Origin of the sequence: Eubacterium ramulus, from assembly GCF_003122485.1 — a bacterium.
GTDB lineage: Bacteria > Bacillota > Clostridia > Lachnospirales > Lachnospiraceae > Eubacterium_I > Eubacterium_I ramulus_A.
The window spans coordinates 1-25,068 of the sequence record NZ_JRFU01000101.1; the positions used below are offsets into that span (position 1 = coordinate 1).

A 25,068-nucleotide genomic window follows, 5' to 3' on the forward strand; every position below is an offset into this window, starting at 1 on the left:
AGAGGGTATATAGCTCTTTTAGAGTTTACACAGAATTAATTACAGTCTCGCCAAATTCATACGGTATTCTTTCATGTAAGAAGCGATGGGCATTCCATAGACTGCTTTGAAAACGGATTTCAAAGTAGTGGTGTTCATCAGGTACTGTTTTGACAACTTTTCAATAGTATAGTGGCGTTTTAGATCGGATGTCATCAGACTGTGAATTTCTTTGATAGTTTCCACCTGTCCGGAAACATACTGGTTCAATCTTTTTGTATTTTCTAAATCCAGCATATCTAAAAACAACAGCAACTCTTGAACTTTTAATTTGAAATAAGATAAGTACATTCTTTCTGGCAAATCATATAATTCTGAAAAAATATGTTCGATTTTCTCGCTGGCTGGCATAGCAGTATGCCCCTCTTGTTCACAAAATTTTGCGTAGAGGTTATTTCCGTTGATGCCTGCTTCAGAAAGAATGTCTGGTGGTGTAGTAGTTAGCGCATCCAAATCAATGAAGACGGATACACCTTGATAATATCCTAATGGCAGGTTCATGGCAGAATCCGCACATGAATGTAGTGTGTGGAGAGATAAATCTCCGGGGCCCAAATATATTGTGGATTGATCCTGCATTTTCCAGCCCATTCTTCCACTTCGGCAGTGATTGATCTACATAGCAGAGTGGACAGGTCTATGCTGAAATTCAAAACAATTTGCATAGTAATAATTAAAAGAAAGTTCAATTCAGGGAAAAACAGAATAGGTATCTACTAGTCCCCTTCCATCGGAGCAATAGCGAAAATCCTTATTGAAAATAGCGTTTTCATGTGTACTGTTATGGCGGTTTATGATGATTTTTCCATTTGGAATATCTTTCAAAATATCTTCCGTATTTTTATCGTGTTTCCGTGTCATTTGATACCTCCGTTTGATGCTCTGTGGAATCGGATAAGGAAATTAATCTTTCAAGGCAGCTATGCAGAGTGTGAACCTGTGGGGTATCAGCAGCTTTATAATAGACTTCCTTTCCACTCCGATGGCTGACAATCAGCCGTCGGGTTTTTAATTGTCTTAGATGATGAGATACAGCAGGACTGCTCATACCAACAAGGGAAGATAGGTTGATTACGCATTCTTCATAGTGACATAAAATCCAAAAAATACGCAGTCTGCTTTCATCACTGAGTAATCCGAATAGTTCTGCGGATGTCTGAAATTCCTGTGGAGCAGGAAGCAGAGAAAACAGCTCATCAGCTGATTCGCCATGATTATGTGGCAATGTAATTTGTGTCATATGTTCTACCTCTTTTTCGATTATGATAATGTCTGCAGCAGCAGACATAGGTGTTTGTAGTGAAATCTTTCCTCTAGTATAACGCATGGAAATCAAATTGTACAACCTGAATAGAAATGAATTTATCCCAAACGGAAACTCACTTTTCAAGATAGTTTGAACTTTTTTTGTACCAAATGGAATGGCTTTCAGCCCAAATGGAATAGCATTTATCCCAAATGGAACGAACACTGTAATTTCTGTTGACGGAGAGAAAAATAGCAGTATAATAAACTCAAAATGATTAAACAAGTGCTTAATCATTCATAAAAATAAAAGGGGATTTTAATCATGAAAAAAACGTACAAAATTGAAGTGGACTGTGCAAACTGTGCAAATCTGATGGAGAATGCATCACGTAAGACAGATGGTGTTTTAGCAGCAACCGTAAACTTTATGACACAGAAGATGATTGTGGAGTTTGAGGAAGAAAAAGAGCCGAGAACCGTTATGAAAGATGTTTTAAAGGCTTGCAAGAAGGTAGAACCGGATTGTGAGATTGCTCTTTAATTTTTAGCTGACCAAGTAACTGGAAAAGCACCCTTGAAAAGCCTGGACAGTTTCGAGGGTGATTTTTCATAATAAACATTAAACTATTAAGCAATAATTGAAAGGAGATAGAAATGGACAGTGTTATTTTTAACATATTATTTTTAGCTGTCATTCTTATGGCAATTATTTTTCTCATAATTGGAAATAAACAAAATTTCGGAATGACAAAAAAGCAAAAGATCATGCTGGTGCGGATACTGGCAGCCACGGTAATATTGCTGGTATTGCAGTCTTTATCAGCTGAAACTTTTAATAAATTAGATCAATTCTTATTCCCGTCTGCAGGGCGGTGGATACGGTTGCTCTGTTATCTGATTGATTATGCTATCATTGGCTACGATATTATACAAAAAGCATTAAAAGGCATCAAAAACGGACAGGTATTTGATGAAAACTTTCTGATGGCAGTAGCCACAGTAGGTGCGTTATCATTAGCTGTTTATGAAAATGGTGAATATCTGGAAGCAATCGCAGTTATGCTGTTTTATCAGGTAGGAGAATGGTTTCAGCGGTATGCGGTTGGAAAGAGCCGTCGTAATATCAGTGATATATGGTAATAAATGATGCTGCATGAGAAAGAACAATGCACTGCTATGTTTTCAGAAATCGTGTAGAATCTACTTGTTGCGTAATAGTTGATGCAGACAAGAATAGATCTGAAAACATAAAATATTAACAATTACTGTTATTGAAAATAGTGAAATTATTATGTATAATGATGTAGAAAACAAAGAGACAAAACACTGAAAAATACGGTGGAAATCTAGTAACAAAAATAAATCAACAGGAAAAGGAGAAAATGACTATGAAAAAATATGAATGTGGACCATGTGGTTATATTTATGATCCGGCAGTAGGAGATCCAGACGGAGGTATTGCTCCAGGAACTGCATTTGAAGATATTCCAGATGACTGGGTATGTCCACTCTGTGGATTGGGAAAAGATGTTTTTGTTCCTGTAGAAGACTAAGCAGATAATGCTAATATGAAACTGATAGATACAAATAATTCCAAGAGAATATATAAAAGAAATGGAGACCAGATTATGACTTACGATTTAAATATTACCTTTGATGATAATTTAATTACAGGAAATAAAACTATCGATACCCAGCATAAAGAATTGATTGACCGTATCCAAAACTTTTTAACTGCCTGTCAAAATGGCGACAGCAAGGTAAAAGCAATCAAAATGCTGGATTATCTGGATGAGTATACTAACTTTCATTTCAAAGAAGAGGAAAAGCTTCAGGAAAACGTTGGTTATCCAGGGCGTGAAACGCATCACGAAAAACATGAAGAGTTTAAAAAGACAATTCAGGTACTGTATGAATACCTTAATGATTATGAAGGACCAACGGATCAGTTCAGTGAACTTGTACAGAAAAATGTGATTGACTGGTTGTTTGGACACATTAAAACAAATGACCGCTCTGTAGCGGAATTTATTTTTATAAGAGAAAATCCTGACCTGTTATAAAATAAATCAGTAAATGCGTTTTATCAGAATTTAGACAAAGTGGTGAATGTTCTTATGATGAATAAACTTTGAGAATACTGTGTCGACACTAAGAAAGTTACAAATGAACAGGAAACCTATTTATTTCACAGTATTACTATGAAATGATAGTTTCCCATTGTTACCCTATGTTGTGGATAACATATACACATATTTCCAAAAGAAATTCAGGTAAAAACTTGCCAATATATGTACAGGTGTATTACTCATTTGTAGATGGAATTCATATTGGTGAGTTTGTGGATTCATTAGAAAAATATTTTGCAAATCTTTAACAACCAAATTCCAGTTTGCAGAACTGACCCAAAAGAGCTCGAAGGAGCTCTTTTTCCTTTTTTATAATAGTATCATTATGGTATAATAGAGACATTAAAATCGGTATTTAAATGAGGTGATTTTGTTGGAGAAGATTATTGAATATATTAAGCAAAAATATAACCCTCTTTCCATTATCCTTTATGGCTCATATGCGAACGGAACAAACAATCTGAACAGTGATTTTGACGCATTGGTTATTTCTTATGACCATGAACAATTCCATGACACATCTTTTGTTAACGACATTCAGTTGGATGTTTTCGTGTATCCTGCTTCTTATTTTGATGGAGAATTTGATTGCAATAATTTCATCCAAATTTTTGATGGAATGATTATTGTGGATAACGAGGAACGAGGAAAAACACTCCAAATGAAGGTGCGTTCGTATCTACAAAACCGTCCCCAAAAAACAAAAGCAGAAATAGATGTAAATGTCGATTGGTGCATCAAGATGCTTGCACGAGTAAAACGATACGATGCTGAAGGGATGTTTCGGTGGCATTGGGTGTTGATTGACAGTTTGGAGATATTTTGTGATATCAAGCAGCATACTTATTTGGGACCGAAAAAGGCATTGAAATGGATGGAGAAAAACCATCCCAGTGCTTTTGTTTGCTACAAAAATGCACTTGATAATTTCAGTATAAATAGCTTGGAAGACTGGATTGCATATATAAAAAATGCTAATGGTACTACTTAATAAATTCCAGTTGTGCGCCCAGCTAAGGGTGTGTAGTCAAGCCGGTGGGATTCCGGTTTATCCAAGGTTTAGCCAACCAGATAATAGCGAGTCTTGGGATGATGCCGGTAACGGCATCTGACAAGCGTAGACAGCAAGAAAGCAGGGTTAAATAGTGATTGAGCTTCGAAACGTTAACTTCAGTCGGTCGACGTCTTAACTGGTGCGGAAGACAATATCATGTAATGCGATATGGCGAGTATTATGTGGCACTGCGGAGTCAGAGAACCAATCATGTTTTACATTGTGAATACACATCAACTGGGGAGAACCTGCCATTTCTCGAAGAAGAGTATGAAGTTGCAACTGAAAACGGAGGATTTCAAATGAATGGTAGGTGGTCGGACAATCCCATAGTACTGTAGAAATCGGGCAATGCCGATGGAGGGAAGGGGATTGCATAGTAAAGGTCTTACTGAGGACACATTATCCGTACTCAGGGACGGAGGAAATAATGGCAACGAAATTAGTAAGAATAGCTGAGATATCGGCAACATCAAAACATCCTATATTTACATCAGTGTACCACTTGATAAATGAAGATATGCTAAAGCAATGCCATAAGGAATTAGATGGGAACAAAGCAGTCGGAATTGACAAGGTAACTAAGGATGAGTATGGGAAGAACCTTGATAGAAATATCAAGGAACTGGTACAGAGGTTGAAAAACAAATCCTTTAAGCCACTTCCGTCACTGAGGGTATATATACCTAAAGGAAATGGAAAGAAACGACCATTAGGGATTGCTTCCTATGAAGATAAGATTGTACAAATGGCAGTGAAGAAAATACTGGGAGCTATTTATGAACCGAGATTCCTAAACTGCATGTATGGATTCAGACCGAATAGGGGGTGTCACGAAGCAATAAAAGAAGTATACCAACGGATAAGCTATGGAAAAATCAGCTATATCGTAGATGCCGATATCAAAGGTTTCTTTGACCATATCGACCATGATTGGATGATGAAGTTCCTTGAATGGAATATACAGGATAGGAACTTATTGTGGCTAATACGTAAATACCTTAAAGCAGGAATAATGGAGCAAGGAAAATTCGAGCCAACAGAGGAAGGTTCGGCACAAGGCTCAGTAATGAGTCCGATGCTTGCAAATATATACATGCATCATGTGCTGACGCTGTGGTTTAAGCTGGTGGTGCAAAGGGAAATGCAGGGAGAGTGTTTTCTCGTCAACTTTGCGGATGATTTTGTTGCAGGATTTCAATATAAGTCAGAAGCTGAAAGATACTATAAAGAATTAAAGGAACGAATGGAAAAGTTTGGACTGGAGCTGGAAAGTAGTAAAAGCAGACTGATTGAATTTGGGAGATTTGCAGAGCAGAATCGTAGAGCAAGAGGAGAATGTAAGCCTGAAACATTTGATTTTCTGGGATTTACCTTCTACTGTAGCAAAACTCGAAAGGGAGGTTTCGTGCCAAAGGTACAGACTTCAAGAAAGAAGTTTGAGCAAAAGGTTAGAGCATACAAGAACTGGATTTACGATAATCGAAATCGACCAATGCGAGAAATAATTAAAGAGTTGAATGTAAAACTAATTGGACACTATCGGTATTATGGTGTTACATGGAATTTTCGGAAGATAACAACATTCCTGCATAGAGTACAACAGTTTCTATTCAAAGCCATGAATCGGAGAGGTTGTAGACGGGCATACACATGGAATGGATTTGTGGAAATGCTCAAGTATTACCCGTTAGCAAAACCTAAAACGTACTATTGTTTATATTGAAGCGAATGTTACTATGAGGAGCCGTATGCGGGAAAGCCGCACGTACGGATCTGTGAGGGGCTAAGATTGAGAGGTCTTAGTCTACTCGACTGGCTGACTCACAACAATTTAATATCAAACTAATACAAGCACTTTAGCCAATAAGGTTAAGGTGCTTTTTTTGCGCCTTGAAAGGAGGTGGTAACAGCTAAACACATCGGGAAAAGCCCGATTTAATCATTACAACAGGCATTGGATTTGGTGAAAGTTTAGTAATGCTGATACTTACAGCTTTGCTTGCAATCATCATTATTATCTGTGGATTCTTTATCATCTACACAGTGTATTGTATTTCAGGTTCTTAAAGATTCTGATTATTGTGCCGCTCGGTGCGATTGCCTGTTCCACGATGGCAGGAAACAGAATGGTCAGCCATACAATGGCTACCTACTGCAAATATTTCCTGTCATGTGTGTTTGAGGCAGTAACGATGGCACTTGCGATTGTGGTATGTAATGCATTTATCAATGCAGGACTTTCGGCATTTACAGGAAGTTATGCTGACTGGGCACAGACACTTATATATCTGTGTGAAATGACATTTACGATAGCAATGACTGTTATATTAAGTGTAGATGGTATGGCAAGAAGTTAATTTAATGTGGTATGGTGATGTAATCACGGAAAACAAATGAAATAAAGACTAAAATAAAGCTACAAAAAGAAAAAGATAAGGAGGACTGTAAAATGTCTGCTATTAATATCAATAAAAATAATTTTCAGAACGAAGTACTGAATTCCGATAAAACCGTTCTTTTAGATTTTTGGGCATCTTGGTGTGCGCCTTGCCGTATAGTAGCACCTATTGTAGAGGAGATTGCAGGTGAGCGTGGGGATATTAAAGTTGGAAAGATTAATGTAGATGAAGAGCCTGAACTGGCAAATAAGTTCAGTATTATGAGCATTCCGACTTTAGTGGTTATGAAGAATGGGAAGATTGTACAGCAGGTTTCAGGGGCGAGACCTAAGAATGCGATTTTAGAAATGCTTTAGGGAGGTGTGCTAATGGGATTTTTTGATTTCTTTAAACAGTCGAATATTAATCAAGGCATAGAAGAATATAAAAGGACTGCTGGTGCAGTTCTTCTGGATGTCCGTACTCCGCAGGAATATCAGGAAGGACATATACCAGAAAGTAAAAATGTGCCGTTGCAGCAACTAGACAATATTGTTTCTGTAGCGAAGAATAAGGATATCCCTCTGTTTGTATACTGTTATTCCGGTTCTCGGAGCCGTCAGGCAACTGGGATGTTGCAACGAATGGGATATTCTAAAGTAAATAATATCGGTGGCATTGCAGCTTACTCAGGAAAGGTGGAAAAATAAGATGAAGGTAATAATCGTAGGAGGTGTAGCAGGAGGAGCTACAGCCGCAGCAAGAATACGCAGACTGGATGAACATGCAGAAATTACTGTGTTTGAAAGATCCGGATACATATCCTATGCGAATTGTGGGCTTCCATATTATATTGGAGACGTGATCACAGACCCGGAAGAACTTACACTACAGACACCAGAGAGTTTTTTTAAACGCTTTCGTATTAACATGAAAATTCATCATGAAGTTATCTCCATACATCCGGATCGTAAAATTGTTTCAGTGAAAAATTTGGAGAATGATGAGATATTTGAAGAAAACTATGATAAGTTGATTCTTTCTCCAGGTGCAAAGCCAACACAGCCGAGACTTCCCGGAGTAGGTATTGATAAACTTTTTACACTTCGTACTGTAGAAGACACTTTTCGGATAAAGGAATATATAAATAAGAACCATCCAAAATCGGCTGTATTGGCAGGTGGCGGTTTTATTGGTCTGGAACTGGCAGAAAATTTGAGGGAGCTTGGCATGGATGTTACGATTGTCCAGCGGTCTAAGCAGCTGATGAACCCTTTTGACCCGGATATGGCATCCATGATTCATAATGAAATGAGAAAGCATGGGATAAAACTGGTACTGGGCTATACAGTAGAAGGATTTAAAGGAAAAGACAACGGAGTGGAGGTTCTGTTGAAAGATAATCCATACCTTCAGGCTGATATGGTAGTTCTGGCAATCGGAGTCACACCAGACACAGTATTAGCAAAAGAAGCCGGTCTGGAACTTGGCATCAAGGAAAGTATTGTAGTGAATGACAGAATGGAAACCTCTGTACCGGATATTTATGCTGCAGGGGATGCAGTTCAGGTAAAACATTATGTTACGGGTAATGATGCGCTGATTTCTTTGGCAGGACCAGCCAATAAACAGGGCAGAATCATCGCTGATAATATTTGTGGCGGTGATAGTCGTTACCTGGGCAGTCAGGGAAGCTCCGTTATAAAAGTGTTTGATATGACAGCAGCCACTACAGGTATCAATGAAACCAATGCCAAAAAGTCAGGATTAGAGGTAGATACAGTAATTCTTTCTCCTATGAGTCATGCCGGTTACTATCCTGGTGGAAAAGTGATGACCATAAAGGTGGTTTTTGAAAAAGAGAGCTATCGTTTGCTTGGCGCTCAGATTATTGGATATGAAGGAGTTGATAAACGTATTGATGTGCTGGCAACAGCAATTCATGCGGGGCTGAATGCAACCCAGTTGAAAGATCTGGATCTGGCATATGCACCACCTTATTCTTCTGCCAAGGATCCGGTAAACATGGCTGGATTTATGATAGACAATATTGCAAAAGGGACATTAAAGCAATGGCATTTGGAAGATATGGACAAGATTTCTAAAGATAAAGATGTGGTGTTGCTAGATGTGAGAACTGTAGGTGAATTCAGCAGGGGGCATATTGATGGATTCAAAAACATACCTGTAGATGAACTGAGAGAACGAATTAGTGAAATTGAGAAAGGAAAGCCTGTGTATCTGATATGCCAGAGTGGTCTGCGCAGTTATATTGCGAGCTGTATTCTGGAAGGAAACGGTTATGAAACGTATAATTTCTCTGGCGGATTTCGCTTCTATGATGCAGTGGTCAATGACCGTGCGCGGATTGAAAGGGCATATGCATGTGGTATGGATTATTAAAAAATAATCACGATATTTTTATAATTTTCTTATAGCATAAAAAGATCCTCCATTTATTAGAATGACTTTCATAATTCTGATAAATGGAGGATTCTTCTTTATATGTTACAGAAAAACAGTTTTATGACCTTTGGAGTGTTTCCAGTCTTTTTGAATCAAGGATTGTGATTTTGCCGCGGGAGAGTTTGACGAGCCCCTCGCCTTGAAAGTATCGAAGCATTCGAGTGATAACTTCCCTGTGGGAACCAAGATGGTTGGCGATAGTTTCGTGAGTGATTTTCAATTCATTTGTTTCTTCGATAGAGGTCTCTTCTAAAAGAAATGAAGCAACACGCTTATCCAAACTCTTCCACATGATTTGTTCAATCAGCCACATGACATCAGAAAAACGGGTAGCCATTAATTCATTGGTATAGTTTGCGACAGGAGCAGAATCCTTCATGATGCCCTTATAGATTTCAGCAGGGATGATCCAAAGATCAGTATCTTTTTCTGCCTCAATGGTTACTTCAAATTGAATGGACCGTATGATACATGAGGCGGATAAAAGACACATATCCATATTGAACAGACGGTAAAGTGTAATCTCCCGTCCTTCATCTGATAATATATAAGTTCGAAGCTGCCCGGATTTAACCAGTAATAATCCGGTACAATCCATGTTCCCGTTGTAAATGATTGTTCCTTTTTTCACATGCTGTGTGATCAAATTGTCTGAAATTAGTTTTTTATGTGCTGTATTTAAGTTATTCCATAGTGGAAAATAATTTTCGAAGCTCATAACTGTTATCTCCTTTGCGAACATAGTATACTTGCTTTTTTAAGATGCGTCAATCGAATAATTGACATATATCATAAATGAAAACTGTATTGAAATGAAAGAGAGGGTAGCGGTGTGAAGAAAAAGAAACAATGGTATGATTATTTATGGATATGGGCGATCATTTATTTTGCTCTTGGTTTTTTTAATATTTTGTTCGCCTGGTTTGGGATGATTGATTTCCAGTTGCCGTTAGGAATAGCAGTATTCAGTGGAAATAAATTTTACTGTAATCATTTGTGTGGAAAGGATGCGTCAAGGTAATGCAAGAATTATCGTGATACATCCTTTTGTATTTGGATTGATTATTTTTCTTTCTCTGCTTGTCGAAAGTGATGGATAGAATGTATAATATTGTTAATGATCCAGAGATATTTATTTTGGAAACAGCTTAATCAATTTGGAGGTATAAAATGAAAGCACATAAGTATTGGTCAATCGGAGCGTTAATTACTATGATTGGAACTTTTTATACTGGATATAAAGGATCCAAATCAGGTCATAGGTATTTTGCGTGTAGCACTCTTATATGTATGATCATGTCTATGTATACGGGACATAAAATGATTTCAGGTAATAAAAGAACAAGAAAACAGGTGGAAAATACAAATGCGGAGGAATAGTAAATGTTAGAGTTAGGAAAAAAAGCGCCAGACTTTGAATTGCCGGATCAGAATGGAGAAATGCATAAATTAAGCGATTATGCAGGAAAAAAAGTGATCTTATATTTTTATCCAAAGGATAATACACCAGGATGTACGAAGCAGGCATGTGGCTTTTCTGAGCGTTATCCACAGTTTACTGAGAAGGGAGCTGTTATTCTTGGAGTAAGCAAGGACTCTGTAGCGTCTCACAAGAGATTTGAAGAAAAATACGGACTGGCATTTACGCTATTAGCAGATCCGGAACGTAAAGTTATTGAAGCATATGATGTCTGGAAAGAAAAGAAAAATTATGGAAAAGTATCTATGGGTGTAGTAAGAACTACATATCTTATTGATGAGCAGGGAATCATTATAAAGGCAAATGATAAAGTCAAGGCGGCAGATGATCCTGAAAATATGCTTAAGGAATTGGCATAATGAAGATTATTTTATCACCTGCAAAAAAGATGATTGTAGATACCGATAACTTAGCAACGGTTGAACTGCCTGTCTATATTGATAAGACAGCAGAAGTATTAAACTGGATGAAAAGCAAATCAAAAGAAGAACTGAAAGCTATCTGGAAATGTAATGACAAGATTGCAGAGCAGAACTTTAACAGATTGGAAAATATGGATCTTTATAACAGGCTTACTCCGGCTGTTTTAGCATATGAAGGGATTGCATTTCAATATATGGCACCATCTGTGTTTGAAATCCAGCAGTTTGAGTATTTGCAAAATCATTTAAGAATCTTGTCTGCGTTTTATGGCATTTTAAAACCAATGGATGGTGTGACTCCTTATCGTCTTGAAATGCAGGCAAAGGTTGGAATTGGAGATGCAAAAAATCTGTATGAGTACTGGGGAGAATTGTTATACCGCTCAGTAATCGATGACAGTAGGATTATCATTAATCTTGCATCAAAAGAATACTCAAAATGTATAGAAAAGTATCTGAAACCACAGGACAGATATATTACGATTGTATTTTGTGAGTTATCCGGAGATAAATTGGTAACAAAAGGTACCTATGCCAAGATGGCTCGTGGTGAAATGGTCAGATTCATAGCGGAAAATAATATTGAAAACCCGGTGGAGATTCAGAAATTTGACAGACTCGGATATTCGTTTAGGTCTGATTTATCTTCAGATTCAGAATATGTATTTGAACGCAAAATAAAATAGTTATTCAGGTAAAAAATGCTCAGTTTGGCAGCTTTTTGTAATAATAATAATAATTACTATTTTTATTGACGACAGGAGGATAGTGGTATATAATCCTTAATAAGAACTAATCCTAATAAGGAGGACTAATGACAAGTAGGAGAAATACCATTCAAAAAAATCTTGTAAGAAATACCGTATACGAAATGAGAAGACACGTTACGGCAAATAAAGTGTATGAATTTATAAAAGAAGCATATCCAACAATTGGAAAAGGAACTGTATATAGAAATCTTGATATATTGGTAGAGGAAGGTGCATTAAGAAAGGTTGAAGTTCCGGATGGACCGAACCGATTTGATTTTACATTGAAAAATCATTACCATGTAAGATGTATAAAGTGCGGTGAAGTTTTTGATGTGGATATGGATCAAATACCGGATTTGCTGGAAAGAATTCATAACACTCATGGAATTGAATTTTTGGATTATGATATTTCATTTAAAGGCATTTGCCCGAAATGCAGGGAGAAGGTAAAGGAGGAACAGCATGGATAGAAAAGCGATGTATAAGTTGAGTTATGGACTGTTTATATTGACCGCTAAAGAAGCAGAAAAAGATAACGGATGCATCATTAATACAGCCATTCAGGCAGCTTCGGAACCAAACCAGTTAAGTATCTGTGTAAATAAGGCAAATTATACGCATGATATGATTCAAAGAACCGGAAAATTTACTGTATCAGTCTTAAGTCAGAAGGCACAATTTGAATTGTTCAAACATTTTGGCTTCCAATCAGGAAGAGATACCAATAAATTTGAAGCATTTGAGCAGTGTGCCAGGGGCACAAATGGTATTTATTATATTACAGAAGGTACAAATGCATACATTTCTGTAACAGTTACTAAAACAGAGGACTTGGGTTCACATACGATGTTTATCGGTGAGATAACCGATATGGAAGTTTTAAGCAATGTTCCTTCAGTAACATATGATTATTATCAGAATAATATTAAGCCTAAGCCACAGGAGGTTGGAAAAACAGAGGACAGTCAGACAATATGGCGTTGCAGAATTTGCGGATATGAATATGTAGGCGAGGAATTACCAGATGACTTTATATGTCCTTTGTGCAAGCACCCGGCATCAGATTTTGAAAAAGTAGTAAAGAAAACGAAGGTAAAAGAGATGGCAGCAAACAAATATGCAGGAACACAGACAGAGAAGAATTTACAGGAGGCATTTGCAGGGGAATCACAGGCAAGAAATAAGTATACCTATTTTGCTTCTGTAGCGAAAAAGGAAGGTTACGAGCAGATGTCAGCATTGTTTTTAAAGACTGCAGATAATGAGAAAGAACATGCAAAGATGTGGTTCAAGGAATTAGCAGGAATTGGTGATACAAAGGAAAACCTGGCGGCAGCGGCAGAAGGCGAAAATTATGAGTGGACAGATATGTATGATGGCTTTGCTAAAACAGCTGAGGAAGAAGGATTCCCTGAGCTTGCAGCAAAATTCAGGGCAGTAGGTGAGATTGAGAAGCACCATGAGGAAAGATATCGTGCACTTCTTAAGAATATTGAAACTTCACAGGTATTTGAAAAGAGCGAAGTTAAGGTATGGGAATGCCGTAACTGCGGACATATTGTGGTAGGAACTAAGGCGCCTGAAGTATGTCCGGTATGTAATCATCCACAGAGCTATTTTGAAGTACATGAAGAGAATTATTAAGGAGATGAGATTATTACAAAGAAGAAAGTGATTAATTCAAAAAAATTGAATTATAAATTTTACACATGGAAGGAGAAAAAGGCATGGAAGTAAGGTATTATATTTGTAAGCATTGTGGAAACATTGTTGAAAAGGTAAAGGATAAGGGTGTACCTGTAATTTGTTGCGGAGAACCTATGCAGGAATTAAAAGCTGGAGTGACAGATGCTGCTGTCGAGAAGCATGTACCTGTATATACGATAGAAGGCAGTCATGTTCATGTAGTGGTCGGAGAGACAAAACATCCAATGCTTGAAGAGCATTTCATTGAGTGGATTACATTAAATACAAACCAGGGAATATACAGAAAACAGTTAAATCCAGGGCAGGAGCCGGTAGCAGATTTTTGTCTTTGCGATGGTGAACAGATAGAAGAAGTATATGCATATTGTAACCTGCATGGATTATGGAAATGCTAAAAGCATTTATACATATTAAGGTTACAGAACAACACAAATATAACAGTAATATAGGCTGTGTATTAATATATTTACAAGGAGGAACAATGAATGAAATACGTATGTGATGTTTGCGGATGGGAATACGATGAGGAGAAGGGCTATCCAGAAGGTGGTATTGCACCTGGTACAAAGTGGGAGGATGTTCCGGAAGATTTTGAATGTCCGTTATGCTTTGTAGGAAAAGACCAGTTCTCAGAAGCATAAGGGATAGAGTTAATAGCTGAATAATATCATGCAGGCAGAGAGCCATTGGCTTTCTGCCTTAGTTGATTATAAAACTTGTTCAGATGTTTTGAAATATTCTGGCGTCTGATGATTTAGAATAGAATCTACATTTTGTCGGACAACATCCAGTTCATGTACCTGGCTTTTACAATCAGAGAGAACATCTTTGTAGGCATTCAGAGAGAGATGTAGACTGGATTTTTTTTCATATAATTTCTTAAGGGAAGGTATGGTTTCCTCTGATAAATTCTGTTTTAACCAATCTCTGGCGGTCTCATATGCCTGAATTTCTGAGGCATGATTTTTTCGATAAAGTCCTTTGTTTTTGGAATTAAAAAATGCCGTATATGTCTTTTTATTGCTCAGATACTGCCCGGTATAATGAATTTGCTGGTTCAAATCTTTTAGTTGTAAGGATAGATTCGTGACCTGATCCTGTGCTTTTTGTTGTTGCATGTAGGAAGCAGCATAAGCTGATTCAAGGGAAGTTTTGTTATCTATGTCATGCTTTTGCAGATAGATGATCGTATTTGCCAACTGTTTTAAATTGACGGGAGGGTGCGGACATTTTCTTGGACTATCTAAGTGACCAATCCAAGTCTATGTCTGTACTCTATAGGACTCAAATATCCTAATGATTTTTTTATTCTTTTTTCATTATACCAATAAAGATAATCATTTAAAATACCAATAAATTCTGAGATGTTTACCCCAGACCAATCTGCATTATAGAACATCTCATTTTTAATTCTTCCAAATACGCCCTCACAGGCAGAATTATCAGGTGAACAGCCTTTCTTTGACATTGATCGTATGAAACCATTTTTCTCCATCCTGTCAATCCAGCCTGGCCAGCGGTAGTGTACGCCTCTGTCTGAATGTATGATTGGTTTTTCTCCTACAGATAGTAATTTAGCTGCATCGTCAAGCATAGAATTGACAAGTAATGCATCTGGAGAAGTGCTTATATTCCAATTGACAAGTAAGCCATCAAAACAATCTACTATAGGCGATAAGTAAACCTTTCCTGCCGGAATTGCAAACTCGGTTATATCTGTTAACCACTTTTCGTTAGGTTTAAATGCAGAAAAATTTCTGTTAATTAGATTATCTACTGCTGGAGATATTTCACCTTGATAGGAATTATATTTACGAGTTCGTTTGATTTTTACTACAAGTTGTTCTTATTTCATAATCCTACGAATAACTTTTTCTGAGACAATTATATTTTCACGCTTAAGTAGGGCGTGAATTCGTCTGTAACCATATCGACCTTTATTCTCTGTAAATAATTCAATGAGCCTCATTTATATACGAGTAATTTCAGACAGTTTTATTTGGCGAGAAAGTGCCCAAAGGTTTACAACTATTTTGTTGATGAAATTTACAATTCAATGAGAAGTAATTCCCCAAAGCCTGTTTATGGAAAACTAGGATATAGTATTATCAAGACAAAAAAGAGTATTCACAAGCATTTGTTTGATATCGATAAATGGGATTTTTATTATGATGCTGTGTAGAGTTGTTCCCGGTCAATCCATTTGGATGGAGCCATTGGAGGAAGCATCACTTTCTGATAGATCAGACCCTGCTTTCTGGTATAGTCATGCTGAATGCCATCGTAATCATTGTACATGCGGCTACAGCTCATATAAGCGGAAGCAGCAACAGCAGACCGACCGGAACCACGGCTGACGACTTTGAATTCTTTGTGTCCTTCGCCGATCCGGTAGTAAATGCCGTTATATTCCAGAATATTTCCGGTGAAGATTGGTTCTGTTTCATAGGCTTTGATTCCGGTTGGCGTGACGGTGTTTGCTGTTTTCATATTGCCGTAGCCATAATCTACAGCAATGATTTTTGTGTTTCTGAGTTCTCACATAAAAAATACCTCCGTTTTCGTATTGATTGATTCAGCAGGTCATACCGGTGTGGTACTGCTTTGCTGTGAGATAAGCATACGAAAATCGGAGGAAAAAGGCATTGAGGGGAAATTGAGCTGGAATTGAGTGAATGTTTGGAAAGTTGTAAAATGGAATTTCCATTTTGGCAAAGAATTACCACAGTAATTATGAGGAGATAACGTGAATGAAAAATATAGTGATTGGGTATCCGGCAAATTTGATTCTTAAAAGTAGCATTTTTAAATGCAGCAAATTTTTATTATAAAACATTACTTTACAAGAAGAATAAAAAAGCATATAATTCTTTTGTAAAATATTTAATAAAAGAGGATAAGAAAACGGAAAATAAAGATAAAAGAAATATAACAAGAAAAAAAATAATTAATTATGTGCTGAACAATCATGTCACATCCAAGGCAGAAATCGCAAAAGAGTTAAACTTGAGTATGCCGACTGTATTAGCAAATGTGAATGACTTGTTAGAAAAAATGGTGTTGGAAGAAACTGGGGAATATGCTTCGACCGGTGGACGGAAGGCAAAAAGTATAGGGATTAATAAGTCGTACTGTCATGCAATGGGAATTTTGATTACAGCGAATCATATAGAAATGGTATTAGTAAATCTTGGAGATGAGATTATAAAAAAGGATCGCATCCGTTTAAAATTTACGGCAGAATTATCCTATTGTACAGAGGTGGCACAAAAGGTCAAAACTTTTCTTGAAGGCGAATTAGCGAAGGATACGCTACTTGGGATTGGAGTGGCGATTCCGGGAATCATTGATCAGAAAGAACGGATCGTTTTAAAATCTCATGCTTTAGGTATAGAGAATTATAGTCTGCGCTTTTTAGAGCAGGCTCTGGAAATTCCAGTATATTTTGAAAATGATGCTAATGCTGCAATGCTTGCAGAAAAAAAGCAAAAGTATCCAAATGCGATATATCTGTCTTTGAACCATACCTTAGGAGGCGCATTTTGCATAGATGGAAAGCTGTTTCGAGGACAGAACCAGAAAGCAGGGGAGTTTGGTCACATGATACTCGTTCCCGGTGGAAGAAAGTGTTATTGTGGTAAATCAGGATGTGCGGATGCATATTGTGCTGCAAGTGTACTGACACAAGATAACAGGCAGTCACTTGATGCATTTATGAAAAAAATTGAAAGTGGTGATGAAAAAAATTTGCAGACATGGAATGAGTATCTGGATCATCTTGCTGTTTTGATATCAAATCTGCGGATGGCATATGATATGGATATCATACTAGGAGGTGATGTGGGAGGGGTATTGTCAGATTATATGATACCACTGGGAGAAAAAGTGATGGCATATAATGGCTTTGAGCATGATGTTTCATACTTGAAAAATTGTTTGTATAAGAAAGAAGCGTCGGCTGTTGGAGCCGCGAAATACTTTTTTACAAAACATATGGTAGAATTGTAAATTTTTTGAACGCAGAATAAGCATTCCCTCGCTTCGAGTGCGTAGAGCACTAAGCGGTGGGTAAGGGGGATGCTTATGTCAGTGGGAGTTAAAAGCTCCCACTGACAGGTCGCAAAGCGACTGCGTTCATGAGCAAGTAGCAAAAGCGGATTGCGAATGTCCGCTTTACTGCAGAATAAGCATTCCCCCGCTTCGAGAGCGTAGAGCACTAAGCGATGGGTAAGGGGGATGCTTATGTCAGTGGGAGTTAAATGCTCCCACTGACAGGTTGCAAATCGAATGTAGATGCCCGCTTTATATGTGTGAAAAACAAGAAGTTGTGTAAAATTAGAAAAAGATATTATAGTAAAAAACGGAAAGAAAACAGTAACTACTGTTTCCTTTCCGTTTTTGCGTGTTGATTGTGAAAAATACACAAAAAATGTATTTTGAAATTATGAAATATATAAAATTATGAAAAAATATATTGACAAATCATGTTTACAGGGCAATAATGTAATTACTTTAATAAAACATTTTATAAAACATAAAATAAAACAATATAAATAAGGAGGAAATAATTATGTTACAGCAGGTAATGACAAATCCAGGAGAAATTATTTTCAGAGAGGTTCCGGTTCCGGAGGTGAAGGAAAACCAGGTGTTGGTAAAGATTATGAATATTGGTGTCTGTGGATCAGATATTCATGTTTATCATGGAAAACATCCGTTTACAAAATATCCGGTAACACAGGGACATGAGGTTTCAGGTGAGATCACAGAACTTGGAAAAAATGTCACAGAGTTTCATGTTGGACAGAAGGTGACGATAGAGCCGCAGGTATATTGTGGACACTGCTATCCATGCCGTCATGGAAAGTATAATCTTTGTGAGGAATTAAAAGTAATGGGATTTCAGACGACAGGAACAGCATCTGAGTATTTTGCAGTGGATGCATCGAAAGTAACACCGATTCCAGAAGATATGTCCTATGAAGAAGGAGCTATGATCGAACCTCTTGCGGTGGCAGTTCATGGTGTAAAACAGATGGGTGATGTGGCTGGCATGAATATTGCAGTCCTTGGCGCAGGACCAATCGGAAATCTCGTGGCACAGGCAGCAAAAGGAATGGGGGCAGCGAAAGTGATGATCACAGATATCAGTGATCTTAGACTGGAAAAGGCAAAAGAATGTGGTATTGATGTGTGTGTGAATACCAAAAATAAAGACTTCGGTGAGGCAATGATCGAAGCATTTGGACCGGATAAGGCGGATGTAATCTACGACTGTGCCGGAAACAATATCACAATGGGACAGGCAATTAAATATGCAAGAAAAGGAAGCACGATCGTACTGGTGGCTGTTTTTGCAGGAATGGCAGAAGTAGATCTTGCAGTGGCAAATGACCACGAACTTGACATTAAGAGCACGATGATGTACCGCCATGATGATTACATAGATGGAATCAGACTGGTGAATGATGGCAAAGTTCATTTGAAACCGCTCATTTCAAAGACATTTGCTTTTAAAGATTATCTGAAGGCATACCAGTATATTGATGATAACCGTGAGACAACGATGAAAGTAATTATCAACGTCAGTGAAAAGTAAGGAGCGTATATGGAAAATAAATATGGAATTGTCGGAGTTGCCCATGTCGGGCTTCCGACAAACGATTTACAGAAAACAGTTGAGTTTTATAAGAGTCTTGGATTTGAAGTAATTATGCAGTCTTATAACGAAAAAGCAGGGGAAAAAGTGGCATTTTTACAGATAAAAAATTACTGTATAGAAACTTTTGAAAATGGGCAGGCGGCAATGTCAGACGGTGCATACCAGCATGTTGCACTTGATGTGGAAGACATTGAAAGCATGTATCAGAAAATCTGCAATGAAAAATACACAGTTATTACAGACGGAATCGAAGAACTGCCATTTTGGGAAAATGGTGTGAAGTTTTTTATGATTAAAGGACCAAATGAGGAAAGAATAGAGTTCTGTCAGAAACTCTGATAAAAACAGGAGGGACATATGGGAAGCGAAAACAAAAATGGAAAAGTACCGCTGATCAGTAAGATTGCATATGGGTTTGGTGATGTTGGATGTAATTTCAGCTGGATGTTCGTCAGTAATTTTCTGATGATATTCTATACAGACGTGTTTGGAATCAGTATGGCGGCTGTGTCAGCACTTATGCTTTTTTCAAGATTCTGGGATGCAATCAATGACCCAATCGTCGGGGGACTTACGGATAAAACAAAATCGAGATGGGGACGGTACCGTCCATGGTTGTTAGTAGCGGCACCAATTACAGCGATTCTTCTTGTCATGACATTCTGGGCAAGACCTGACTGGCCGCAGAATGGAAAAATCATTTATATGGTAATTACATATTGTCTGCTGGTTTTGGGGTATACCTGTGTGAATATTCCATATGGAACCTTGTGTGGTGCTATGACCCAGGATATTGATGAACGTGCAAAAATAAATACATCCCGTTCGGTTGCGGCGATGATTGCAATTGGTGTGTTAAATATTATCACAGTTCCACTGCTCAGCAAATTCGGCAGCCATAGTGCAAAGACAGGATATCTGACGGTTGCGGTCATATACGGATGTGTTTTTGCAGCCTGTCATTTCTTCTGCTTTGCGAAGACGAAAGAGGCAGTGATTACTCCGGAAAAAGAAAAAATTTCTGTAAAGGTACAGTTGAAAGCAGTCATGCAGAACAGACCATATCTTCTTGCATTGGCAGGACAGATATTATTTGGATTTACATTATATGGTAGAAACGCAGATATTCTGTATTATTTTACATATGTGGAAGGGAATGTCTCCTACTACACAACTTATTCGATGTGCATCATTATTCCTTCTATCATCGGGGCAGCCTGTTTTCAACCATTATTCCGCAAGTTGAATAACAAAGGAAGAGTAGCATCTCTCTTTGCTTTATTTACAGGAATTTCTATGTTGTCTATGTTTTTTTTCAATGCCAAAGAATCACCAGCTATTTTTTATGCATTATCTGGTCTGACACAGTTTTTTTTCTCTGGATTTAATACCGCAATCTATGCAATTATTCCGGACTGTGTGGAATATGGGGAGTGGAAAACAGGACTTAGAAATGACGGGTTTCAGTATGCGTTTATTTCACTTGGAAATAAAATCGGAATGGCAGTTGGAACCGCACTTTTAGCAGGATTACTTGGAAAATATGGTTATATTGCAAATCAGACACAAAATGTAATTGTACTTTCAATTATGAAACATGCATTTACGACGATTCCAGGTGTATTTTGGATTGTGACTGCGATTGTATTATTTTTCTACCGGTTAAATAAAAAACGTTATAACGAGATTGTGGAGGAACTGAAAAATGGAAGAAAAAGTTGATATCGTGGCATTGGGAGAATTGTTGATTGATTTTACGGAAGCAGGACACAGTCAGGATGGAAGAAAATTGTTCGAACAGAATCCCGGCGGTGCTCCGGCAAATCTTCTAACTGTTGCAAGCCACTTTGGGTATCGCACATCTTTTATTGGAAAAGTTGGAAACGATATGCATGGTAAATTTTTAAAGAAGACATTGCAAAAGGAAGGAATTAATACGGATGCTATTGTTGAAGACCCGGGTTATTTTACAACGTTGGCATTTGTGGAAATTGGTGAAAATGGAGAAAGAAATTTTTCTTTTGCAAGAAAACCGGGTGCAGATACACAGTTAAAAAAAGAAGAACTGGATCGGACGTTAATTTCCGGATGTAGAATTTTTCATTTTGGATCATTATCGCTGACAGACGAACCGGCAGAAAGCGCAACGATCGAAGCAGTAAAAATTGCAAAAGAAGCGGGTGTACTTATTTCCTACGACCCGAATTACCGTCCATCCCTGTGGAAAAGTAAAGAGTGTGCAGTGAAAAAAATGAAATCTGTTGTAGAACTGGTAGATGTCATGAAGGTATCGGATGAAGAGAGTACTCTGTTGACAGAGGCGAAAAGTTATGAGCAGGCTGCAGATCAACTCCTTGCCATGGGACCAAAGCTGGTTGCCATTACTTTGGGAGAACAGGGCGTTCTTATGGCAACAAAAAGCAGAAAAGAAATCATCAAAGCATTTCAGGTACATGCAGTCGATACGACTGGTGCAGGTGATTCATTCTGGGGAGGTGTATTATGCAGTATCCTTTCTATGAATAAGAATGTTGAAAAAATGGAATGGGAAGAAATCAAAAAGTGTGCTGTTTTGGGAAATGCAGTTGCTGGATTGTGTGTGCAAAAGAGAGGTGGAATCCCTGCGATTCCGACGAAAGAGGCAGTGTTTGAATTTATGCAGAAATAATGAATGTATATGAACAAACTCGGGGCTGTAAAAATTTCCCTATTTTTAATAATGATATAAGCAGGAAAATTTTCAAGATTGCTTCTGCCTGCATTTTTATGTAAATTACGAATAAGTTTTATCCCTGGGTTCTTCTCTCCACATACATAATGCCGTAAGCATTGGTATCAGAGATTTCCACTTTTCAGTAAGACTATGGTTATCTTTGTCATCATCCTTGTAATCAACTTCAATCCCATGCATTAAAGATAATTTCTGTAAAGAATCCAGTAATATGTGGCAGCGAGTTACAGATGGTTTTGTCTCTGAAAGGGTGATTTCCTGAATCATCGGATGCAGAGAGATAGTGCGACGTTTTGTTGTCTGAACGAAACCAGTCTCAATTAAATCGTTGATTTCATTTAGTGTGGGCAGTTCCAGCCATTTGGCAAATATACGGGCAGAAATACCGGTGGAAGGAAGAAAGCACATATTACACATGATATCCTGCTGTTCAAGAGATAAAGTGTATAAAGAAAACAGCGTATGGATATGACTGTAATAGGTGGCTTTGCTGCTTTGTCCATCTTTGATTATTTTAATTTTATCTTCGTTATGGAAAGATGCTTTTTCCACCTGAAGTCTTGTTAATAACTGGTCTGGAGTTGAGATTCCATTTTTCAGAAGTTTTGCTGCCAGTTCCACGGCAAAAGTATGAGAGTGAACAGTTTCGATGATCTTTTCAACTGTTGCCCGGTACGTGTCTGCCTCTGAATAAAATACTGATGCCAGCTGGAAGAGAGCGCTCATATCCTCTATTTCTTTTAATGGCAGAGTACAGTATTCATCCAGTTTGCTTCTGGTTGTAAACAAAATCTGGCAGCGATATTTTAATACTACTGACAGAAAGCTGTCCTGTGTCGCAGTGACATTAAAATTATCTATGATAAGCAGAGTATCGGATTTCAGGGAACGCAGAAAACGGTTATGTCTTTGAAACCGTTCCTGTTCAGTGCTTTCCGGAAAATCGTCAATAAAATCCATGTCAGTAATATCCTGATGAAGATTGCCGGTATATTCTACATAAATGATATTGGTGTAATGCTTTATGTACTGCTTTGCGTAGGCTTTGGCAAGTTCATTTTTTCCGATTCCGCAAAGAAAAACATGACGGTTTTTCTCAAGCATGGTATATATATCTTGTATAGCCATATTACAGTCAGACATCAGTGGAAGAAGATTCTGGTGGATGGTATGGGCTAATTTTTCCTGATTGGATGGCTTGGAATAGTAAGCGGATATTTTAGGACTGATTTTAGCCTGACCAGTCATCCAGCGGCAAACCAGACCGTTATCCATTGAAAAATCCTGATTTGTTGGATCATCCATAAAATCTTCAAATAATTCGTATAAAAAATCAGGCTGACTCATTTGATTACTTTCGCTGATATGATTTTTTAAGCAAGTGCTAATAGAAGAAAAATCGCATCGATTCAATAGAAATTCCCCTTTCGTAGTCAGGATTAAGTATATCTATCACAACACGAACATATATTCGATTCAAGAAAATGCGGATATTTTTAAATTGATTGTGTCAATTTACAATCAATTTCTATTCAATGTGGTTTTCCGGTAGGTTCTGTAAAATAAGCTCAGATCAAAACAATAACGGGAGGAGCTTATGCAACAGAATATTGAATTTGAGCGGTGCATTGATTTTCTGGTATGGATGATTGATAAGTACGGCGATGAAGTCCTCCGGGAGTTGGAGGAAGAAAAACAGAATAAGGAAGAAAAAACAGCATAGAATACTTCTGAGCGGGTATGGCTAAGAATGTTTTGGCATATTGACAGGACATTTGAAATGACGTATACTAAGCTCAGTGATCGTTCTGTAGAAACTTGCGAAGCCTACAGGCGGGGGAGAGCCTGCGGGTTTCTCCCTCTTTTGGTTTAAGGAGAAATGATATGCAGACACCGAAAAAATTCTCTTCTTTTAGTGACTAGGTTTCCTGGATCAGTGATGAAAAGGGAATAAGAATAAAAGACAGAGAATATGCGGAAGAGATGTTACGGCAAATAGGATATTTTCCTCTTATGGGAGGATATAAACATCTTTTTAGAATATCAAACACAAAAAAATATAAAGCAGGAACAAGTTTTGAAGAAATAGTCAGTTTGTATAAGTTTGATGCAGAGCTTAGAGAGTTCTGGTCGAATGAGTTTTCCGTCAAGATGTTCATGTGCTGCGAAACCTACAAGTCCTTCGATGGCATATCTTTCACGGAGAACTTTTACAGAAAGTGGTCTGAGTTCCATGATCCAGTAGTAGGATAAATCTCCGAATGCGATTGATTTTGCCTCGGTTCCAATGTTTGGCATATATGGTGTGTTGATGACTGGTCTTCCAAAGATGGTATCATCGCTATTTCTCTAGATATAATTACCATCAGCGGCTTTTACTGAACGAAGAGCGAGTGCGGTCTCATCATTCATTATCCATACGGAGTTTTTACGATATTCTGGTTTTACAGAAAGGTATAATGCAACGATGTCATCAAAACTGATATCTGTAGCAGAGGTAGATTTACCGATTTCAGCAGTCTGTAATAATCCGGTTGGTTCATTAACACCAGTTCCATTTATGAAAATGTTTTCTTCTGCTCGTCCGAAACGTCTGGCAAATTCATTGTTGAGATATGCTTCTACTGGGAAGTTCATGTCTGCGATGAAGGTGCTGTTCAGTTTGGAAAGGACAGCAAGTTTATAGGAACTGAATGAAATTTTATTGAAGGTATCACCGTCTTCTGGGAATGCCATGTTTTCTGCTGTGATTTTTGCGTCAGCAGTAGATACCACTGTCTGGATATATCCATCTCTAGTTGGTGCTTTTACGACTGTACCGTATCTTCGGAAAAGGTTTTCTTTTTCAAGAGCAGTAGTATAATCTTTGTTGAATCCAACAGGAATCATATAGCTGTCAGAACCTTCGTCATATCCTTCCTTGAGTGCGATTGGATCAATTCGTTTCTTACCACGAATCATGTCGTGGAATGCTTGGTTGTAAATTGTACTTGTCAT

Annotated in this window: 29 protein-coding genes and 6 pseudogenes; 26 read left to right on the forward strand and 9 right to left on the reverse strand. The window is 37.7% G+C overall.

Annotated elements, in window-relative coordinates; genetic code table 11:
- Positions 1-39 precede the first annotated feature (39 nt).
- Together LG34_RS16540 and LG34_RS17335 are read right to left on the reverse strand one after the other, a co-directional pair.
- A complete protein-coding gene (locus tag LG34_RS16540) occupies positions 40-630 on the reverse strand; it encodes an AraC family transcriptional regulator (protein WP_146190208.1) in 591 nt (196 codons plus the stop codon).
- A gap of 250 nt (positions 631-880) precedes the next feature.
- Positions 881-1,510, reverse strand: coding sequence for an ArsR/SmtB family transcription factor (locus LG34_RS17335; RefSeq protein WP_330427548.1), 630 nt, complete (start codon positions 1,508-1,510; stop codon positions 881-883).
- A 99-nt stretch (positions 1,511-1,609) separates the two neighbouring features.
- On the opposite strand from LG34_RS17335, the gene LG34_RS08670 reads away from it, so the two are divergent.
- The 10 genes and pseudogenes from LG34_RS08670 (at position 1,610) to LG34_RS08725 (ending at position 9,254) form a co-directional block, all read left to right on the forward strand.
- Positions 1,610-1,828, forward strand: coding sequence for a cation transporter (locus LG34_RS08670; RefSeq protein WP_109215736.1), 219 nt, complete (start codon positions 1,610-1,612; stop codon positions 1,826-1,828).
- Positions 1,829-1,941: 113 nt separating this feature from the next.
- Positions 1,942-2,421, forward strand: a pseudogene (locus LG34_RS08675) (heavy metal translocating P-type ATPase); the annotation flags it as partial.
- Positions 2,422-2,675: 254 nt separating this feature from the next.
- A complete protein-coding gene (gene rd / locus LG34_RS08680; protein WP_022035254.1) occupies positions 2,676-2,840 on the forward strand; it encodes a rubredoxin in 165 nt (54 codons plus the stop codon).
- 75 nt (positions 2,841-2,915) lie between these two features.
- The gene (locus LG34_RS08685) at positions 2,916-3,350 is read left to right on the forward strand and encodes a bacteriohemerythrin (protein ID WP_109215765.1); all 435 of its coding nucleotides are present in this window, start codon (positions 2,916-2,918) and stop codon (positions 3,348-3,350) included.
- Between the two features lie 439 nt (positions 3,351-3,789).
- Positions 3,790-4,407, forward strand: coding sequence for a nucleotidyltransferase domain-containing protein (locus LG34_RS08695; protein WP_109215738.1), 618 nt, complete (start codon positions 3,790-3,792; stop codon positions 4,405-4,407).
- Between the two features lie 493 nt (positions 4,408-4,900).
- Positions 4,901-6,196 (forward strand): group II intron reverse transcriptase/maturase, encoded by a 1,296-nt coding sequence (gene ltrA / locus LG34_RS08705; RefSeq protein WP_109215739.1) that lies wholly within the window; start codon positions 4,901-4,903, stop codon positions 6,194-6,196.
- A gap of 403 nt (positions 6,197-6,599) precedes the next feature.
- Entirely contained in the window at positions 6,600-6,830 is a 231-nt protein-coding gene (locus tag LG34_RS17470) for a hypothetical protein (protein ID WP_431602606.1), read from the forward strand.
- A gap of 92 nt (positions 6,831-6,922) precedes the next feature.
- Positions 6,923-7,228, forward strand: a complete 306-nt coding sequence (gene trxA, locus LG34_RS08715; protein WP_109215740.1) for a thioredoxin — start codon at positions 6,923-6,925, stop codon at positions 7,226-7,228.
- Between the two features lie 12 nt (positions 7,229-7,240).
- Entirely contained in the window at positions 7,241-7,561 is a 321-nt protein-coding gene (locus tag LG34_RS08720) for a rhodanese-like domain-containing protein (RefSeq protein ID WP_021737561.1), read from the forward strand.
- Between the two features lies 1 nt (position 7,562).
- Positions 7,563-9,254 (forward strand): FAD-dependent oxidoreductase, encoded by a 1,692-nt coding sequence (locus tag LG34_RS08725; protein ID WP_109215741.1) that lies wholly within the window; start codon positions 7,563-7,565, stop codon positions 9,252-9,254.
- Between the two features lie 121 nt (positions 9,255-9,375).
- Here the strand turns inward: LG34_RS08725 and LG34_RS08730 are convergent, their stop codons facing one another.
- On the reverse strand, positions 9,376-10,059 hold the full coding sequence (locus LG34_RS08730; protein ID WP_109215742.1) for a Crp/Fnr family transcriptional regulator: 684 nt from the start codon (positions 10,057-10,059) through the stop codon (positions 9,376-9,378).
- Between the two features lie 90 nt (positions 10,060-10,149).
- On the opposite strand from LG34_RS08730, the gene LG34_RS08735 reads away from it, so the two are divergent.
- From LG34_RS08735 to LG34_RS08770, 9 genes and pseudogenes are all read left to right on the forward strand, one after another.
- On the forward strand, positions 10,150-10,338 hold the full coding sequence (locus tag LG34_RS08735; RefSeq protein WP_109215743.1) for a hypothetical protein: 189 nt from the start codon (positions 10,150-10,152) through the stop codon (positions 10,336-10,338).
- Between the two features lie 149 nt (positions 10,339-10,487).
- Entirely contained in the window at positions 10,488-10,697 is a 210-nt protein-coding gene (locus tag LG34_RS17105) for a DUF6219 family protein (protein WP_109215744.1), read from the forward strand.
- A gap of 3 nt (positions 10,698-10,700) precedes the next feature.
- The gene (bcp, locus tag LG34_RS08745; RefSeq protein WP_021737556.1) at positions 10,701-11,156 is read left to right on the forward strand and encodes a thioredoxin-dependent thiol peroxidase; all 456 of its coding nucleotides are present in this window, start codon (positions 10,701-10,703) and stop codon (positions 11,154-11,156) included.
- Positions 11,156-11,905: a peroxide stress protein YaaA gene (gene yaaA / locus LG34_RS08750; RefSeq protein ID WP_109215745.1), complete on the forward strand. Its 750-nt coding sequence runs from the start codon at positions 11,156-11,158 to the stop codon at positions 11,903-11,905. Before bcp ends, yaaA begins: the two co-directional genes overlap by 1 nt.
- A gap of 128 nt (positions 11,906-12,033) precedes the next feature.
- On the forward strand, positions 12,034-12,441 hold the full coding sequence (locus tag LG34_RS08755; RefSeq protein ID WP_109215746.1) for a Fur family transcriptional regulator: 408 nt from the start codon (positions 12,034-12,036) through the stop codon (positions 12,439-12,441).
- A gap of 7 nt (positions 12,442-12,448) precedes the next feature.
- Positions 12,449-12,886, forward strand: a pseudogene (locus LG34_RS17340) (flavin reductase family protein); the annotation flags it as partial.
- Between the two features lie 57 nt (positions 12,887-12,943).
- Positions 12,944-13,615: a rubrerythrin gene (gene rbr / locus LG34_RS17345; RefSeq protein ID WP_333491062.1), complete on the forward strand. Its 672-nt coding sequence runs from the start codon at positions 12,944-12,946 to the stop codon at positions 13,613-13,615.
- A gap of 83 nt (positions 13,616-13,698) precedes the next feature.
- On the forward strand, positions 13,699-14,073 hold the full coding sequence (locus tag LG34_RS08765; RefSeq protein ID WP_109215748.1) for a desulfoferrodoxin family protein: 375 nt from the start codon (positions 13,699-13,701) through the stop codon (positions 14,071-14,073).
- A gap of 90 nt (positions 14,074-14,163) precedes the next feature.
- Positions 14,164-14,319, forward strand: a complete 156-nt coding sequence (locus tag LG34_RS08770) for a rubredoxin (protein WP_021738136.1) — start codon at positions 14,164-14,166, stop codon at positions 14,317-14,319.
- Between the two features lie 66 nt (positions 14,320-14,385).
- Here the strand turns inward: LG34_RS08770 and LG34_RS08775 are convergent, their stop codons facing one another.
- From LG34_RS08775 to LG34_RS17475, 4 genes and pseudogenes are all read right to left on the reverse strand, one after another.
- A complete protein-coding gene (locus LG34_RS08775) occupies positions 14,386-14,877 on the reverse strand; it encodes a hypothetical protein (protein ID WP_109215749.1) in 492 nt (163 codons plus the stop codon).
- Between the two features lie 44 nt (positions 14,878-14,921).
- Positions 14,922-15,635 (reverse strand): annotated as a pseudogene (locus tag LG34_RS08780) (IS3 family transposase); the annotation flags it as partial.
- 209 nt (positions 15,636-15,844) lie between these two features.
- Positions 15,845-16,066 carry a MobA/MobL family protein gene (locus LG34_RS17120; RefSeq protein WP_431602607.1) on the reverse strand — a complete coding sequence of 74 codons (222 nt, stop codon included), beginning with the start codon at positions 16,064-16,066 and terminating at the stop codon, positions 15,845-15,847.
- A pseudogene (locus LG34_RS17475) lies at positions 16,043-16,324 on the reverse strand (ParM/StbA family protein); the annotation flags it as partial. The pseudogene LG34_RS17475 and the gene LG34_RS17120, both read right to left, overlap by 24 nt.
- 282 nt (positions 16,325-16,606) lie before the next feature.
- On the opposite strand from LG34_RS17475, the gene LG34_RS08790 reads away from it, so the two are divergent.
- From LG34_RS08790 to LG34_RS08810, 5 genes are all read left to right on the forward strand, one after another.
- Entirely contained in the window at positions 16,607-17,686 is a 1,080-nt protein-coding gene (locus LG34_RS08790) for an ROK family transcriptional regulator (RefSeq protein WP_347486789.1), read from the forward strand.
- A 562-nt stretch (positions 17,687-18,248) separates the two neighbouring features.
- Positions 18,249-19,277: a zinc-dependent alcohol dehydrogenase gene (locus LG34_RS08795; protein WP_109215751.1), complete on the forward strand. Its 1,029-nt coding sequence runs from the start codon at positions 18,249-18,251 to the stop codon at positions 19,275-19,277.
- Positions 19,278-19,286: 9 nt separating this feature from the next.
- Positions 19,287-19,679 carry a VOC family protein gene (locus LG34_RS08800; protein ID WP_109215752.1) on the forward strand — a complete coding sequence of 131 codons (393 nt, stop codon included), beginning with the start codon at positions 19,287-19,289 and terminating at the stop codon, positions 19,677-19,679.
- 18 nt (positions 19,680-19,697) lie between these two features.
- Positions 19,698-21,062 (forward strand): MFS transporter, encoded by a 1,365-nt coding sequence (locus tag LG34_RS08805; protein ID WP_109215753.1) that lies wholly within the window; start codon positions 19,698-19,700, stop codon positions 21,060-21,062.
- The gene (locus LG34_RS08810; RefSeq protein WP_109215754.1) at positions 21,046-22,008 is read left to right on the forward strand and encodes a carbohydrate kinase family protein; all 963 of its coding nucleotides are present in this window, start codon (positions 21,046-21,048) and stop codon (positions 22,006-22,008) included. Before LG34_RS08805 ends, LG34_RS08810 begins: the two co-directional genes overlap by 17 nt.
- Positions 22,009-22,113: 105 nt before the next feature.
- On the opposite strand, the gene LG34_RS08815 is transcribed toward LG34_RS08810, so the two are convergent.
- Positions 22,114-23,418, reverse strand: a complete 1,305-nt coding sequence (locus LG34_RS08815) for a hypothetical protein (RefSeq protein WP_242979845.1) — start codon at positions 23,416-23,418, stop codon at positions 22,114-22,116.
- Between the two features lie 250 nt (positions 23,419-23,668).
- Between LG34_RS08815 and LG34_RS17260 the strand changes: the two genes are divergently transcribed.
- Both LG34_RS17260 and LG34_RS17480 read left to right on the forward strand, forming a co-directional pair.
- A complete protein-coding gene (locus LG34_RS17260; protein WP_256385925.1) occupies positions 23,669-23,794 on the forward strand; it encodes a hypothetical protein in 126 nt (41 codons plus the stop codon).
- A 260-nt stretch (positions 23,795-24,054) separates the two neighbouring features.
- A pseudogene (locus LG34_RS17480) lies at positions 24,055-24,189 on the forward strand (Abi family protein); the annotation flags it as partial.
- Positions 24,190-24,198: 9 nt separating this feature from the next.
- Here LG34_RS17480 and LG34_RS08830 read toward each other — a convergent pair.
- Positions 24,199-25,068, reverse strand: a pseudogene (locus LG34_RS08830) (phage major capsid protein); the annotation flags it as partial.

Bases quoted from the DNA above. Each gene is read 5' to 3' on its own strand.
- LG34_RS16540 (WP_146190208.1), bottom strand. From the start codon at position 630: ATGGGCTGGAAAATGCAGGATCAATCCACAATATATTTGGGCCCCGGA.
- LG34_RS08670 (WP_109215736.1), top strand. From the start codon at position 1,610: ATGAAAAAAACGTACAAAATTGAAGTGGACTGTGCAAACTGTGCAAAT.
- rd (WP_022035254.1), top strand. From the start codon at position 2,676: ATGAAAAAATATGAATGTGGACCATGTGGTTATATTTATGATCCGGCA.
- LG34_RS08685 (WP_109215765.1), top strand. From the start codon at position 2,916: ATGACTTACGATTTAAATATTACCTTTGATGATAATTTAATTACAGGA.
- ltrA (WP_109215739.1), top strand. From the start codon at position 4,901: ATGGCAACGAAATTAGTAAGAATAGCTGAGATATCGGCAACATCAAAA.
- LG34_RS17470 (WP_431602606.1), top strand. From the start codon at position 6,600: ATGGTCAGCCATACAATGGCTACCTACTGCAAATATTTCCTGTCATGT.
- trxA (WP_109215740.1), top strand. From the start codon at position 6,923: ATGTCTGCTATTAATATCAATAAAAATAATTTTCAGAACGAAGTACTG.
- LG34_RS08720 (WP_021737561.1), top strand. From the start codon at position 7,241: ATGGGATTTTTTGATTTCTTTAAACAGTCGAATATTAATCAAGGCATA.
- LG34_RS08725 (WP_109215741.1), top strand. From the start codon at position 7,563: ATGAAGGTAATAATCGTAGGAGGTGTAGCAGGAGGAGCTACAGCCGCA.
- LG34_RS08730 (WP_109215742.1), bottom strand. From the start codon at position 10,059: ATGTTCGCAAAGGAGATAACAGTTATGAGCTTCGAAAATTATTTTCCA.
- LG34_RS17105 (WP_109215744.1), top strand. From the start codon at position 10,488: ATGAAAGCACATAAGTATTGGTCAATCGGAGCGTTAATTACTATGATT.
- bcp (WP_021737556.1), top strand. From the start codon at position 10,701: ATGTTAGAGTTAGGAAAAAAAGCGCCAGACTTTGAATTGCCGGATCAG.
- yaaA (WP_109215745.1), top strand. From the start codon at position 11,156: ATGAAGATTATTTTATCACCTGCAAAAAAGATGATTGTAGATACCGAT.
- LG34_RS08755 (WP_109215746.1), top strand. From the start codon at position 12,034: ATGACAAGTAGGAGAAATACCATTCAAAAAAATCTTGTAAGAAATACC.
- LG34_RS08765 (WP_109215748.1), top strand. From the start codon at position 13,699: ATGGAAGTAAGGTATTATATTTGTAAGCATTGTGGAAACATTGTTGAA.
- LG34_RS08770 (WP_021738136.1), top strand. From the start codon at position 14,164: ATGAAATACGTATGTGATGTTTGCGGATGGGAATACGATGAGGAGAAG.
- LG34_RS08795 (WP_109215751.1), top strand. From the start codon at position 18,249: ATGTTACAGCAGGTAATGACAAATCCAGGAGAAATTATTTTCAGAGAG.
- LG34_RS08800 (WP_109215752.1), top strand. From the start codon at position 19,287: ATGGAAAATAAATATGGAATTGTCGGAGTTGCCCATGTCGGGCTTCCG.
- LG34_RS08805 (WP_109215753.1), top strand. From the start codon at position 19,698: ATGGGAAGCGAAAACAAAAATGGAAAAGTACCGCTGATCAGTAAGATT.
- LG34_RS08810 (WP_109215754.1), top strand. From the start codon at position 21,046: ATGGAAGAAAAAGTTGATATCGTGGCATTGGGAGAATTGTTGATTGAT.
- LG34_RS08815 (WP_242979845.1), bottom strand. From the start codon at position 23,418: ATGAGTCAGCCTGATTTTTTATACGAATTATTTGAAGATTTTATGGAT.
- LG34_RS17260 (WP_256385925.1), top strand. From the start codon at position 23,669: ATGCAACAGAATATTGAATTTGAGCGGTGCATTGATTTTCTGGTATGG.